General features: G+C 35.8%; 14 protein-coding genes and 3 pseudogenes. 10 read left to right on the plus strand and 7 right to left on the minus strand.

Annotated features, from left to right (window positions below; all coding sequences use genetic code 11):
- Positions 1-17: 17 nt before the first annotated feature.
- Complete coding sequence (locus tag HUB92_RS02315) at positions 18-614, plus strand: RDD family protein (protein WP_209472843.1); 597 nt, start codon at positions 18-20, stop codon at positions 612-614.
- 313 nt (positions 615-927) lie between these two features.
- Here HUB92_RS02315 and HUB92_RS02320 read toward each other — a convergent pair.
- Positions 928-1,694 (minus strand): IS5 family transposase gene (locus tag HUB92_RS02320; RefSeq protein ID WP_410543339.1). Its coding sequence is split into 2 segments (ribosomal slippage): positions 928-1,367 and positions 1,367-1,694, totalling 768 coding nucleotides; the frame shifts between segments, so codons are not numbered across the junction.
- Here HUB92_RS02320 and HUB92_RS02325 point away from each other — a divergent pair.
- Positions 1,669-1,950: a hypothetical protein gene (locus tag HUB92_RS02325; protein WP_209473174.1), complete on the plus strand. Its 282-nt coding sequence runs from the start codon at positions 1,669-1,671 to the stop codon at positions 1,948-1,950. The genes HUB92_RS02320 and HUB92_RS02325 overlap by 26 nt on opposite strands.
- Here HUB92_RS02325 and HUB92_RS06920 read toward each other — a convergent pair.
- The 6 genes and pseudogenes from HUB92_RS06920 to HUB92_RS02355 form a co-directional block, all read right to left on the minus strand.
- A complete protein-coding gene (locus HUB92_RS06920; RefSeq protein ID WP_209473176.1) occupies positions 1,889-2,866 on the minus strand; it encodes a group II intron maturase-specific domain-containing protein in 978 nt (325 codons plus the stop codon). The genes HUB92_RS02325 and HUB92_RS06920 overlap by 62 nt on opposite strands.
- On the minus strand, positions 2,860-3,228 hold the full coding sequence (locus tag HUB92_RS06925) for a reverse transcriptase/maturase family protein (RefSeq protein ID WP_209473350.1): 369 nt from the start codon (positions 3,226-3,228) through the stop codon (positions 2,860-2,862). Before HUB92_RS06925 ends, HUB92_RS06920 begins: the two co-directional genes overlap by 7 nt.
- Positions 3,229-3,564 (minus strand): reverse transcriptase N-terminal domain-containing protein, encoded by a 336-nt coding sequence (locus tag HUB92_RS02340; RefSeq protein ID WP_209473178.1) that lies wholly within the window; start codon positions 3,562-3,564, stop codon positions 3,229-3,231. It lies immediately after the preceding gene.
- Between the two features lie 510 nt (positions 3,565-4,074).
- Positions 4,075-4,377: pseudogene (locus HUB92_RS02345) on the minus strand (PD-(D/E)XK nuclease family transposase); the annotation flags it as partial.
- Positions 4,378-4,429: 52 nt separating this feature from the next.
- Positions 4,430-5,809 (minus strand): annotated as a pseudogene (locus tag HUB92_RS02350) (IS4 family transposase).
- A 54-nt stretch (positions 5,810-5,863) separates the two neighbouring features.
- A pseudogene (locus tag HUB92_RS02355) lies at positions 5,864-6,475 on the minus strand (DUF6444 domain-containing protein); the annotation flags it as partial.
- Positions 6,476-6,899: 424 nt separating this feature from the next.
- Here HUB92_RS02355 and HUB92_RS02360 point away from each other — a divergent pair.
- From HUB92_RS02360 to HUB92_RS02390, 8 genes are all read left to right on the plus strand, one after another.
- Positions 6,900-7,541, plus strand: a complete 642-nt coding sequence (locus HUB92_RS02360; RefSeq protein WP_010962336.1) for a protocatechuate 3,4-dioxygenase — start codon at positions 6,900-6,902, stop codon at positions 7,539-7,541.
- A 135-nt stretch (positions 7,542-7,676) separates the two neighbouring features.
- Complete coding sequence (locus HUB92_RS02365; RefSeq protein ID WP_244663103.1) at positions 7,677-9,140, plus strand: leucyl aminopeptidase; 1,464 nt, start codon at positions 7,677-7,679, stop codon at positions 9,138-9,140.
- A 528-nt stretch (positions 9,141-9,668) separates the two neighbouring features.
- Positions 9,669-10,625 carry an IS5 family transposase gene (locus tag HUB92_RS02370; protein WP_209472359.1) on the plus strand — a complete coding sequence of 319 codons (957 nt, stop codon included), beginning with the start codon at positions 9,669-9,671 and terminating at the stop codon, positions 10,623-10,625.
- Positions 10,626-10,632: 7 nt separating this feature from the next.
- Entirely contained in the window at positions 10,633-10,758 is a 126-nt protein-coding gene (locus tag HUB92_RS06930; RefSeq protein ID WP_256437788.1) for a hypothetical protein, read from the plus strand.
- A gap of 168 nt (positions 10,759-10,926) precedes the next feature.
- Positions 10,927-12,060 carry an MFS transporter gene (locus HUB92_RS02375; protein WP_244663104.1) on the plus strand — a complete coding sequence of 378 codons (1,134 nt, stop codon included), beginning with the start codon at positions 10,927-10,929 and terminating at the stop codon, positions 12,058-12,060.
- A 113-nt stretch (positions 12,061-12,173) separates the two neighbouring features.
- The gene (locus tag HUB92_RS02380; RefSeq protein WP_006279881.1) at positions 12,174-12,479 is read left to right on the plus strand and encodes an integration host factor subunit alpha; all 306 of its coding nucleotides are present in this window, start codon (positions 12,174-12,176) and stop codon (positions 12,477-12,479) included.
- On the plus strand, positions 12,479-12,805 hold the full coding sequence (locus tag HUB92_RS02385; RefSeq protein ID WP_006279880.1) for a MerR family transcriptional regulator: 327 nt from the start codon (positions 12,479-12,481) through the stop codon (positions 12,803-12,805). The genes HUB92_RS02380 and HUB92_RS02385 overlap by 1 nt, the downstream gene beginning before the upstream one ends.
- A 45-nt stretch (positions 12,806-12,850) precedes the next feature.
- Entirely contained in the window at positions 12,851-13,447 is a 597-nt protein-coding gene (locus tag HUB92_RS02390) for a murein hydrolase activator EnvC family protein (RefSeq protein WP_006279879.1), read from the plus strand.
- Position 13,448 lies beyond the last annotated feature (1 nt).

Consider the following 13,448-nt stretch of genomic DNA (forward strand, 5'->3'; position numbering starts at 1 on the left):
TATTGGAAAGTATATATATGTTACATAAATTTTTTAATCGTTTATTTTCTATTTTTTCTTCTATAAATGTTATTCAAAAGGTAAAGAAAGATGAAAATGGGATATGTTATGTAACGGGCCTCAGGCGCTATATATCAGTATTGCTTGATTTAATTATTATCGTTTTGTTCTTGCAGTTTTGCAGCCAAGCCTTTAATCAGCTCTTTGCAAACTCAGAGGATAGCAAAATATTCAGCCAAGTTGCTGCAAAATCCCCAATGCAAGTGCCACTTTCTATAGAAGAAAAGGCAATGCAGAGTAGACTTGTAAAATTAATGATTCTAAATCAAATAGTCCAGTTTATTATGCTCTTTTGCTATGTAATATATATGTGGGTAAAGTTTGCTACTACACCTGGAAAACTATTATTTGGGCTTAGAGTTGTGGATGCACAAACTTTCGAAAAGATGACCCTAAAACAAGCAACAAAGAGATTTTTTTCCTTTATATTGTCAGTTGCACCATTGTTCTTGGGCTTTTTATGGTCAAATTTCAACAAACGCTGTCAAACTTGGCACGATAAGATCGCAGGCACAGTGGTTGTCACGAGTAAAAGCCTTAGAAGGCAGAGCTAAAAACTACTTGACACCCTTCGCCAGCCCCTTTATCATGATAGTGAAGGTATTCAGTTATCTTCATCTGTGCAGATTAAACAGCAAGAAAACAACGTAGTTGGCGTCTTATTTTTAATTTTTTGCACTATGTGCACCTTATGTCTTCACAACATTTCTGGGTTTTTACCTATATAAGCTGAAACGCGCTTATAAGTCGTTTAAGACAGTATAGTACGCCAATTTGCAGGATTAGAGAGTGACAACTAGCTAACGCGGGGTTTCTTTTGCCTTTTTTTCTGCTTAGTAAATTTCTTAGAACCTGTCTTGAAAGGAACTAAGCAGCTAATTTAGCAAGCATAATAGTAATCATATTAAAGGAGATATTAGTTTTTGAAGTAAGAGGAGAATGCTCATAATCCTTGCTCATACGTCTAAAATTGGAAAGCCAAGCAAAAGTTCTTTCAACAATCCACCGTTTAGGAATAACTTGAAATCCTACAGCATCAGCTGCTTTTTTAGTAATCGTCAATAAACATCCTGTTTTCAATAAACAGTAATTTTGCAATTTACCAATATATCCCTGATCAGCGAGAAACCTTTGTAGCGTTGAAGCTTTTCGTTTAGCTTGAGTAAAAAGATTTAGAGCACCATCACGATCTTGAATGCCTGCACTATGAACATCAGCTGTAATAATTAGGCCTATTGTATCCACAATGATGTGACGTTTTCTACCCTTTATTTTCTTGCCAGCATCATATCCTCTGGATCCCCTTTTTGAGTGGTTTTCACTGATTGACTGTCAATTATTCCTACCGAAGGTATTTCATTTTTGCCAACCATTTTTCTTACCTTTTTTACTAACATATCGTGTATTTCTTCCAATTTGCCACTATTACGCCACCTGAGAAAATAATCATACACCGTTTTCCATGGCGGAAAATCTTTTGGCAGCATTCTCCACTGGCAACCACCTTTCATTATGTATCTTATTGCATTAATAATTGTTCTAATATTGTGCTTTCTTGGCCGTCCTACTGCACCTTGTGCAACACTTGGCTCCAAAATTTCCCATTCTTTGTCACTTATATCACTTGGATACATTTTTACCTACTATTTTTTACTTATCTCATCATATTCTCTTTCTCATTTCTTTTCAAGACAGGCTCTTAGGTCTTCATCTGTAGTTTCATCTGCATACTGTTGTCTAAGTGAAGAAGGTCGCCCCTCCTCACTCGACTTCAAAACCGTACGTGAGACTTTGCGCCTCATACGGCTTCTCTCTAATTTGGTGCTTGTCATGCACACCTCCTGTGTAATTCATCGTGACAATGCCCATGTAACAAAGATAAATTTTTGATCATATTGTTTCGTCTATTCCGGTCTTTATGATGTATTTCTATTATATCATCACTTTCAAACCATAGTCTACAATTACCGCATTTACTTTGTTGTAACTTCAATAGTTTTATTACTCTCGATGGCTTATCTGGTATTTCTCTAAGACGATTACCCCAATATACCCAATCACCATCATATGGAGATCTGGTTTTTTGCACTTTGATATGTCGTTTAATAACATGATCGCTGTGTATAATAAGATGTATCTTGTTACTTGTCATAAAACGCCAGTTATCGTTATTATACTTTTTAAAGTATTTTCTTTTTATCCAGCATTTCCCTTTGTTTGGGTGCCTAAAGACTGCCCACTTCCAGAGCTTTCTATGTATAGTATTATCCAATGAGCTAAAGATTTTACATGAAACTACCGAAGAGTAATATTGACTCCATCCTCTGTTTATTGGATTGAGATTCCTTATTATTACTTCCTGTGGCGCCCTACGCATTTCTCTAAGTTTATGTTTAATAGCAAATGTATGCTGCTTTATAGAATTACGACTTGGTTTTATTAATAATGTGTAACCTTTTTTACTTTCTTTTGTTGGATATTGTCTTATTGAAAATCCAAGAAAATCAAATCCTGGTTTTGTTTCGTCAATGGTTCTTAATGTATGAGAAATTCTTGTTTTAGAGGGCTTTAATTTTAGTCCAATGGTTTCTAACCATTCTTCAACTAAAATTTTTGCTTTAAGAATAATCTCTTCGTTTTCATGTATGATGACAAAATCATCACAGTAGAAAATTACACTAATAGACTTTTGCGCGTTTTTATGCGATATCCTACCATATTTTCTTTTCATGCATTGAAAGAGTTCGTTTGTTAATGCTTTTTTGACATGTTGCTCTAATCCGTGTAATGCAACACAAGCTAGCAACGGTGCCTCCTTGAATTGTACCACGTTTTGTGGATTGAAACTTTCCATCTTCCATAACGCCTGCCCTTAACCATCTTCTTATGATTTTCTTTAACGTTGGTGTGGTTTTCAAGCAGTTTATTATGGTTAATATTGTCAAAACATCCAGAAATATCAGCATCTAATACATATGCTGTTTTCTGTTTTAGCACATCAAATATGGCTTCAATTGCATCATGACATGATCTACCAGGTCTAAAACCATAAGTGTTTGGCTCAAGTTTTGCCTCCCATTCTGGTTCTAAAGCCATTTTTACAAGTGTTTGTGATATAGTAGGTATACCAAGCGGGCGATGCTCCGATGGCTTACCAGGTTTTGGGATTCAGACGCGTCTTGATGGCTTTGCTTTTTCTTTTATATCTAAAGAATATGATAGTTGTAATCTTTCTTTTTGATTAAGATTAGCCTTTCCATCAATACCTGCAGTTTTCTTCCCCCTATTGTCCTGTGTTACTTTCCTAACAGCGAGTGTTTTTGCACTTGTTGATTTGAGCAATAATTTTTGAAGATTATGCATCTTTTTGATATCATTACATTTAGAGGCTTGGTAAATTCGTTTTTGTAGCTTAAATGAAGATTTCTTCAGCTTTCGCCAAGGAATTCCATTCCATTCATACCTAGCTTTTTGCTGGTCCATAACATATTCACTACTATTCACCACTTTACCTTCCAAATTAAAGTGTTTACGTCTGCATATCCCAGATATTACTTTGGGCATTAGCTTCTTAAACAATCCTTCCACATAGCAGCTTGTGGTTGGCTACCTACTTATATTTAATGAATATAAGAGCTTTTATGTGGTTACTCCGTTCCATAGCTTCGTTTCACGTTAAACTTAGATTCCTACTATTTGCCGGAAGCTGGGAACATCAATAACTAAAGTCTTCAATCTTTAGTTCCCCTTTTGCTTCGTACCATTTTGGTCTATGCGTAGTTCAACCTCTTTTCGCATACTATGCTTTGACGACAATTTAAACATAGGTTCCTCTCGTAATCATATCTAACTCTGTTTGCAGGGATTCACCATGAGGTTTAGTGTTACCTGCTTTTATCTCATGCTTGCATCCCAAAGGTTGCCATCCTTTGAAATGTGAGACATACATTATCCCCGATGTCTAGGGAAGATGGAATTTAACCATCACAAAACCACGGCTTTCCGGGTCGCACTGAAGAAAAATAACCAACGATCCACTATGCTTTCTAGCTGTTCTTCCTTATTCTTAGGAAATTTAGGTAGTTCAATAAATACAAATTGAAAATCTTTTAAGTCATGCTCATTGGTTTTCTCATCTCTTATAGTGTGGCTGGATATATAATCAAGCTTATCAGGAAATAAATTACAATTAGAGATAGCAATAAAGAAAACCTTCTTTAAATCAATGTACTTACCAGATTTATCAGCTTGCCTTGAGTAAGCCTTAGCAGCATATAGTTGAGCTCGTTTCTCAAAACCTTTATCACGAGCAAACTGGTCAGGTAAGGAAGCAGTATTACTACTACTCCCTCACTTAGAAACCTTACTATTACCCACAAATATGAGGTTCATGAGCAAGTCTCCATCCTTCTGCTAGATCAAAGAGACGTCTCCACCCTTTCCAAAGAGTAATTGGTCCTGGTTTTGGGTCGCTTTTTCTTGCTAAATGACCTCCAAGTTCACGAAACGGCTTCTTTTATAGTAGGGGCTATATTTGGACATGGTTTCCTGTGTATTTTAACATATAAAACTTTCCATTCTTCCTCAGCTAATAAGGCAGTACATAGTAATGTTGGGTTAGTTCTTGCAATTGATGTAATAAAGAAAATTCTCCAAGCAATAATGCTCATGACTGTTAAATACCTCATTAATCTTTCTGCTGTTCCAAGTCTACATTCCTCAACTTTGAGACCAGATTTTAAAATCTTATGCAATATCTCTATTTTCCATCTCAAACAATACCAACTAACTTTTTCAACAGCTTCTTCAAAAGTACTGACCGGAAAAAAGCATCCACTCTAGAGGACTTGCTTCGGGAGGAGAGTTTTTTTCAACAACATGAATTGCGTGAAGTTGTAGACTCTGTCGGTTTATATTTTATGTGACCTTCTTTACATTTTATATGGCCTTCATGTGATAAATTTTCCGAATCTAATTTCTAAAAACGCTGTCCTTTTTTGCTTGTTATCTCTGGCAGGGATTTCAACTTCTACTTTTCCAGCGCAAGGGAGGCCTTGGATAAATGAACATAATTTTTGCTTGTTCCTGGTATGCATGAATTTTTTATTTACATTTCTGTTGTGGCGAGCTCTTACTAAAATTGCTGAGTTAAGATTATGTGCAAGTTCAAAAAAATCATGCATATCTGCTTCTCTGTCACATGCAGTTATAGCTTCGGTTTGGGCCAGATCTATAATATTATTTGTTTTCTTTAAACTTTCTAGCCATTTCATACTTTCTTTATCCTCAATATGAACGTTGTTACGATGGCTCTTTAGTCTTTTTTCTTCTTCAGAAATGAGTTGCCTCGAGTAAATCTTTTGATCCAGTATTCCCAGCTTCCGTACTAACAGCAAGGGCTGTATGCATTACTGCTCCTTTTCCAGCAATAGTTCCCAATCCGCTTATGGCTTGAGTATGAAATATAAGTTGTATCTTGAATCACAAGAATTCTTTTATGAGCTTTTGTTCTTTCAACTGTTTTATCAATGTGTGAAGCTAGAATATCGACTTCTTTTACGTTCTCATTTTGAAAAAAACGTTATGCTGCTTTTGCTTCTGACCAACTTCCGCATGCCTCATTAATTGAGCTTTCAGGTAAACTTATCAAACTATCAGCAATCTTTACTAATCGGTCAGTTAATCTTTTATCTCCAAGTACAGCATCTCCAAATTCATTTTTAGCCCATTCATTACTCTCGTTTGCCATTTTTATACCCTCAATATTTGCAAACTTTAATATTGTAATACTTTATTTATAAGTACATTTATATTTGTGGGTAATAGTAAGATTTGATATGCTGCCAACACTTATGTTCAAATTAAAAATGTCATTTATGATACTAGCCACTTCACGCTTTGAGTTTTTGTAAAATCCGCTGAGTGCTGCAATTATAGACTTAACCCTTGGACCAAATGTATCTGGCGTAACACCTTCTGGTAACTTGCTACTTTTTCTTTTTCTGCATCTCCAACAACGACCATGTTCCAATTACTACATAAGGCCTAATTTCCGGAAGATCAACTTTTTGGTGAACATAAGGTTTTTCGCATATTACAAGCTCTCCTCCGCATTCGCAAATATTAGGCAACTCTATTTTTACTACTTTATCCGCTTCCATTGTGGCATGAAAATTTCCTTTATGCCCAACCTGATCGCCAACATTCCTTTCGCTTTTTGGCTTGTCCTTTTTTGTTTTGTACAATTCTTTAGAGCTCGGTAGAGATGAATTTTTCGAGTTTAAACCAAGCCTTTCCTTTAATTCAGCGTTCTCTATCTTGAAAGCTTTATTTTCTGCTTTTAAGTTTTCTATCTCTGTTTCAGTTTTCCTATTTTTTGCTGTAAATTTTTGCAAAGTTCTAAAAGGTTTACCACATTACCTCACTTTTGCTCTATGATTATCTTTATTATCTTGCTTTGTCTACCTTATTCTACCACTCCGCTGAACGGATACAATTTACTAAACAGAAAAAAAGGCAAAAGAAACCCTAGAGTAGCTAGTTATTCACTATCCATTTTTTAAGTTGGCGTTTTTTAATGTTTTAAATAGCGCGTTTCAGCTTGTGTAGGTAAAAACCTAGAAATATTGTGAAGACATAAGGTGCACATAGTGCAAAAAATTAAAAATAAGACGCCAACTACGTTGTTTTCTTGCTGTTTAATCTGCACAGATGAAGATAACTGAATACCTTCAGTTTCATGATAAGGGGGCTGGCGAAGGGTGTCAAGCAAGTTTTTTCGTTTCTATTTCCAATAAAAGTTTGTTATATGGTTATGCAAGAAGTCTATTATAAATGAAATGAATGTGAAAAATATCTTGTTAGCACTTTTAGTACAAATGATATTCAGTTTGCCGCTATTTGCAGCTGATCCTGTTTTGCTCAACTGCATTAAAACTCCGGAAATATATGACCTTGATGCAAGGCCAAAAAATTTTAGCTCTTCAAACAATTTAAGAAGGAAACCTGGTTCTCCAAATAGTGCAATAGGGGAATTAATACACATAGTGGGTAGAATTACTGATATAAACTGCTTACCAATACAAAATGCTGTAGTTTCTATATGGCACGCGAATTCACGCGGCGTGAACCATTACGATAAGAATATAGAGGATGATCTGAATTTTGCTGGATCAGGAAGGTTTGTAGTGAATAATCTTGGCTATTATAATTTTATTACGATAGCACCTGGTAAAATTGGTGATAGAGCTCCACATATCAACTTTCTAGTTCAACATCCGGATTTTCCAGAATTCACAACGCAAATGTTTTTTGCTGACCATAATTGCGATAATTGCGCTGATCCTGTTCTTGAAGATTTTGTTAGTAATGGGCTTGCAAGCCTTCTCATAACACCATTTACTTACAGTGATCAGGTCATAAAAACCTATACGTTTAACATTACCTTGGGCGGATATAATAAGTTCTCTAATAAAAGATAAAAAACCTTGCATGTAAGGGAGTCCATAGTAAACTTAAGTGTTATTGTACTTAGGATGTATATGAAAAATATCTTACTGATGTTTTTGCTATGTTTTATGTACAGTTTACAATTATTTGCAACGGAGATACCAGCAATGAAAATAACAATTTCTAAAATTTCGCCCGATTTTAAAATAATAGTAATGGGTTTATTTGAAGACAACGAAACCGTAAATGATGGCGGAGTTTTGCAAGGGAAACAGGTCATAGATAATATAAAGCAATTTAGCGATTTCAATGGAAGTTTTGGTGAATTTTTCTCTACTGCTTTGCCAGAAGAAAAAAATGTTATAGTTGTTGGACTGGGTAAGAAGGATGAATGGAATGAAAATAAAGAATTAAATATTGGTGGTAAAATATATTGTGAGCTAAGCAGATTAAAAATTAAAAAAGCAGCGGTTTTAATCGAAGGTAGTGCAGCAAATGTTGCATATGGTGCGTTTCTGCGTAGTTTTAAGTTTGATAAGTATAAAACTAAAAAGGATGAGAAAATTACAGAGGTAGAGGAGATTACCGTATTAGTAAAAGATGAACAATTAAGTAATGCTGAAAGATCATTTGAGCACTTAAGGCAAGAAGGTGAGAGTATATTCCTTGCGCGCTCTTTTATAACAGAGCCTCCTAACATTCTATATCCAGAATCCTATGCTGATCATATAAAAAAAGAACTTACTAAGCTTGGCCTTGAAATCGAGGTGCTTGATAAAAAGCAGATGGAAGAGAAAAAAATGGGAGCCTTGCTTGGAGTTGCACAAGGAAGTAGTAAAGAACCAAAATTAGTAGTGATAAAATGGAATGGAGCTTCTAAAGAACAAAAGCCTATAGCTTTTGTTGGTAAAGGTATAACGTTTGACACTGGTGGAGTATCACTCAAACCTTCACGTGGTATGGAGTCAATGAAATATGACATGGCAGGCTCTGCTACTGTGGTTGGGGTGATGCATGCTTTAGCAGGACGAAAAGCAAAAGTAAATGCGATCGGTGTGGTCGCACTTGCAGAAAATGCAGTGGGTGGTAATGCTCAAAGACCAAGTGATGTAGTAACTTCAATGTCTGGACAAACAATAGAAGTGTTGAACACCGATGCAGAAGGAAGGCTCATACTTGCAGATGCTTTATGGTATACGCAAGATAGATTCTCACCAAAATTTATGATTGATCTTGCAACTTTAACTGGTGCTATAGTGGTTGCACTTGGAAATAACGAATATGCTGGTCTTTTTTCAAATAATGATGAATTAGCAAACCGTCTGATTGATGCAGGAAATGAAGTAAATGAGAAGTTATGGCGTTTTCCTATGAATGAAACTTATGACAAAATTATTGATTCACCGATTGCTGATGTTCAAAACATCGCTCCTGCAGGCTCTGGTGGAGATAGCATAATGGCTGCACAGTTTTTACAGCGTTTTGTGAATGAAACTTGCTGGGCACATTTAGATATCGCAGGCACTGCTTGGCACGAGAAAGGTACTGACATTTGTCCAAGAGGAGCAGTAGGTTTTGGTGTAAGGTTACTTAATAAGTTGGTTGAGAAGTACTACGAAGCCAATGATTAAAGGTCTTTATACTGGATTTATGGCTTAGCTACATGAACGTTTATTTTCGAGGCGCAGCAAATGAAAGTAGCTGATACATATTTCTTTTTTTCTGGATTCCAGTGTCAGCTACTTTCATGACACCCTGACAACCGTCATCCCGCTACTTGTTAGCGGCTGAGATACCGCGAATGAATCGCGGTATGACGGTTCGTGGCGGCGTGACGATAAGCTCGTCATCCCGCTGCTTGTTAGCGGGATCTAGAGATACCGCGGCGCGTAGGACTGCTGTCATCCCAGTGCTCCTTTTTTTGTCATCCAAGTAGCCTCCTATGGTGTCATCCCAGTGCCCAGACACTGGGATCCAGTTGAGCTATTTCAACAAAAATACTGCATTTTGAGATGAACGTTTATTTTCACCAGATTATTTACAAGTATAACAATTAAAGTCTGGATTCCAGTGGGCTTTGTTGCATAGCAACTGAAAAAATCTGGTGGCTACTGACAAAATTCATTATAAAATAGCCATTTAACCTTGAAAGAAAAAATATGCCACAAAAAATGAGGGTCAGTAACCATAGCGAATATAACAAATTTCTAGAAAAAAGAGGAAATATTTTTCATTATATCAACGAAGCCATAGAAAAGTGGTACGAGAATGGTCCAAAAATACCAGGTGGCAACAATATTTATAGCGATAAAGTTGTAATTTTGGTGCACATAATAACTTGTTTATTTAGAATAGGCCTGAGGCAAACAGTTGGGTTTATAGCAGGATACCTTGAGCAAATTGGGAAAAATTTGCAAGTTATCAGCTATTCACAATCATCAAGAAGGTTTAAGAAACTCAATATTAAGATCAATGATTGCAGAATTGATAAAAATAATATGGAAGATATCGAAATTGCTATAGACAGTACAGGAATTAGTATATACAACAACACTCCTGGTCATAGCAAAGAAAATAGCGAAGATAGAAAGTATCGCAGCTATGAACAGACAAGAAAATTGCATGTAATGTTGAATACAAACAGCAAAAAAGCCATAGCTGTAAAATACAGTAACGGTGTCTACTCTGATCACTATGGAGCTTGTGATTTGCTAAAAGAAGTCGATTTTCAGTATGTCATAAAAGTACTATATGCAGATAGGGCATATGACAGAGAAAAGCTCTATAAGCTGTGTAATCAATATGGTATAAAAACGAAAATTCCTCCGAAAAACAACGCAGCAGAGCATCCAAAGTTAGACTATATGGCTGAGAGAAATTCTGCAGTCAAGCTCATAAAGTCATATGATGAAGATAGTATAAAGAAGTGGAAAAAAGAGATGAGTTATGGAAAAAGATCTTATATAGAAAGTTTTTTCTCGCGACTGAAACAAACATTCGGGTTTAGTTTTAGGAATAAATCTGAGACAAATAGAGAGAAGGAACTACTTGTTAAATGCTATTTGCTCAATAAGTTCACTGATATTGGTATGGCTAAATTTGAGATAGCTTCATAAATTTATTGTGCGTTACCTACTATCCGAAGAGCGATGCAACAAAGCCATTCCAGTGTCAAGCACTGGAATGACACCGTCTTGGATGGAAACCAGTGTTGGCTACTCGGATGACATCATAGGGGCGCTGGGATGACACCCTGACAATCGTCATCCCGCTGCTTGTTAGCGGCTAAGAGATACCGCGGCGGCATGACGTAGGGAAACCGTTTTTTGGGTTAGCTATAACAGTAGTCAGGAAACAATAGCTTAAAAAGAGACTTAGTGTTAAATTTCTAATAGATTACTTATAAAAATAAATCTTATGGAAAGCAGAGCTAAGGCTTGGTTCATTTGGCTGATTAGTAACTTGGTTGTTATATTCAGCAACATGCAGATAATTTATACCTTTATAAGTGTAAATCTCGAAAAGGAACTTGGACTTACAATCGCGCAAGTTGCACTGGCTAATTCAGCATATACTTGGACTTTCGCCATCTTACAATTTTTTAGTGGAGCAACGTTTAATGTTTTTTCCAGTAAAAAAATTTATTTTTTCTCGTTATCAACTATGATCTTGGGGTTTTTTGTCCTTATTAATAGTGACAATTTCTCCCATTTGATTTTGTCTCAAGTGTTGATTGCAACTGGAGCATCATTTGGTTTTATTGGTGCTGCTCACACAAGTAGCATATGTTTTTCCGCTGCCCAATTTGGACTAATGTTTTCACTAGTGCAGACAATTTCAAGCCTTTCTGCTTTGGTAATTCAAATACTGTTCTCTAACTTGCTTGCCGAAGATGCATATTGGAAAAATCTGATTGTATGCATAATACTATTTGGTGTGTTGATATTTGTACTTACGCTTTTTTGTCCAAACACACTTCCAGAAAGCAGCTCAGAAAAGCGCACAATAAAAAGCTCTATGAAGACAGTAATGTGCTCTATATTAACAGTGCTAAAATTAAGAGATATCTGGATAACTTCAGTGGTGGGTGCTATTACTTTTGGAACATTTTTAGCACTTAATACCTTGTGGGCTCCAAGGTTACTGGGCAACTCAGAACTCAATGCAATGGAGTCAGGTATAGCAACTGCAATACTATGGCTTGGTCTTGCAGTTGGTGCTCCAATTGCAGATCGAATCTCAAACTTATTTAAAAATAGGAAACATGTAATTTCTGCTTTTGCTTTATTGCAAGGCGTCTCAATTATTATTTTACTATACAGCCATTTAACAGTCCACGTTGTGTACTTTTGTATGTTAATGTTCGGGTTTTTTGCGGGAGGACATATGCTTAATTTTACTGTCGGCAGCGAGATTGTGAAACGAAAATACATCAGCACATCATCATCCATTATCAATGGATTTATGTTTATTGGCAGTGGAGTTATAGTGTCAATGTTAGCACTTTTTACAGATCATAAAATGGCATTTTTGCAATATTTGCGATATTGATAGTTGCCGGTATTTTAAATTATGCAACAAAAGAGACATACTCTAAAAAATAAAGTAGCTGAATCTCGAGTCGATTGCTATATTATATTTACGTATTGTAATATTTATCAATAATGGATCACGTTACAACAAAAGACACAACAGTAACTAAGGCAACGATAGCTGGAGATATAAACCAAGAAATAGGATTATCAAAGGAAGACTCTGTTTCGATAATAGATGATATATTGGACGAAATAAAGACAAGCTTGGTAAAGGATGGAATAGTAAAAATATCGTCATTTGGAACATTCTTGGTTAAGAAAAAGAAGGAAAGACCAGGAAATATACCAAATACATCGGAGAAAGTGATGATTCAGGCAAGAAATTCAGTTTCTTTTAGGCCTTCAAAAATTATAAAAAAATCAATCAATAATTAATGAACAAGGAAAAATTATTTTATACGATTGGGGAAGTAGCTGAAGAGCTACATTTGGAACAGCATGTTTTGAGATTTTGGGAAGGTCAATTTCATCAAATTAAGCCTACAAAGCGTAAAGGAAGAAGGCTATATGATCGCAAGTGTATAGAGGCCATAAAGAAAGTAAAATACATGCTATATGATAAAGGATATACAATAAAAGGAGTGCAAAAAGAATTTGGTAATGATATAAAAGTCACAAAGAATTTGTTGCAAGAACTCACCGATTTGAGGGACTATTTAACTAGTAAAATAAATAACGAGGAAAGTAACAAGCAGGCGTGAAACACTACGTCTCGCTAAAATTTTGGAGTTTTGTGAGAGTTTAAAATGTGGCATATAGCCTCATTTCTTATGTTATTAGCAATATTAATAGGCTGTGGCCTGCAAAAACCTGCACCTGTGCTGCTTAAAGGCGAAGAATTTTACGGAAAAAGAGATCTGGAATATACAAGAGAGTACCATTTAATTAGGGAGCCTTCAGTGCAAAAAGAAAGTAGAAAAGCCATCATAAATAGGATATACAAAGATAACAATAATACACAAAATGTGGGGGTAAATTGTAAATTTGTAATGCCAGTTAAAGGTTCAGCTACCTCTTCTGATGAAATGTGTAAGGATGGCATAAAAATTGCTGCTCAAAATGGAACGAACGTAGTTTCCTCTGCACCAGGCAAAGTGATATATGTAGGCAAAGGGCTGAGATGGTATGGGAATTTAATTATAGTGGAACACAAAGATAATTACATGACTGTGTACTCCTATTTAAAAAACATACATGTTGAAATTGGCGATAAAGTAAAGCAAGGTCAAGTAATTGGATCTGCAGGTAAATCAAGCACACAAGATAAAGATCCACAGATGTGTTTCACAATACGACATAATGGCCAAGCGGTTGATCCTTTGATGCATATGAACTGTAATTGAA

This window comes from Wolbachia endosymbiont of Wiebesia pumilae (assembly GCF_017869285.1).
In the GTDB taxonomy this organism is placed as follows: domain Bacteria; phylum Pseudomonadota; class Alphaproteobacteria; order Rickettsiales; family Anaplasmataceae; genus Wolbachia; species Wolbachia pipientis.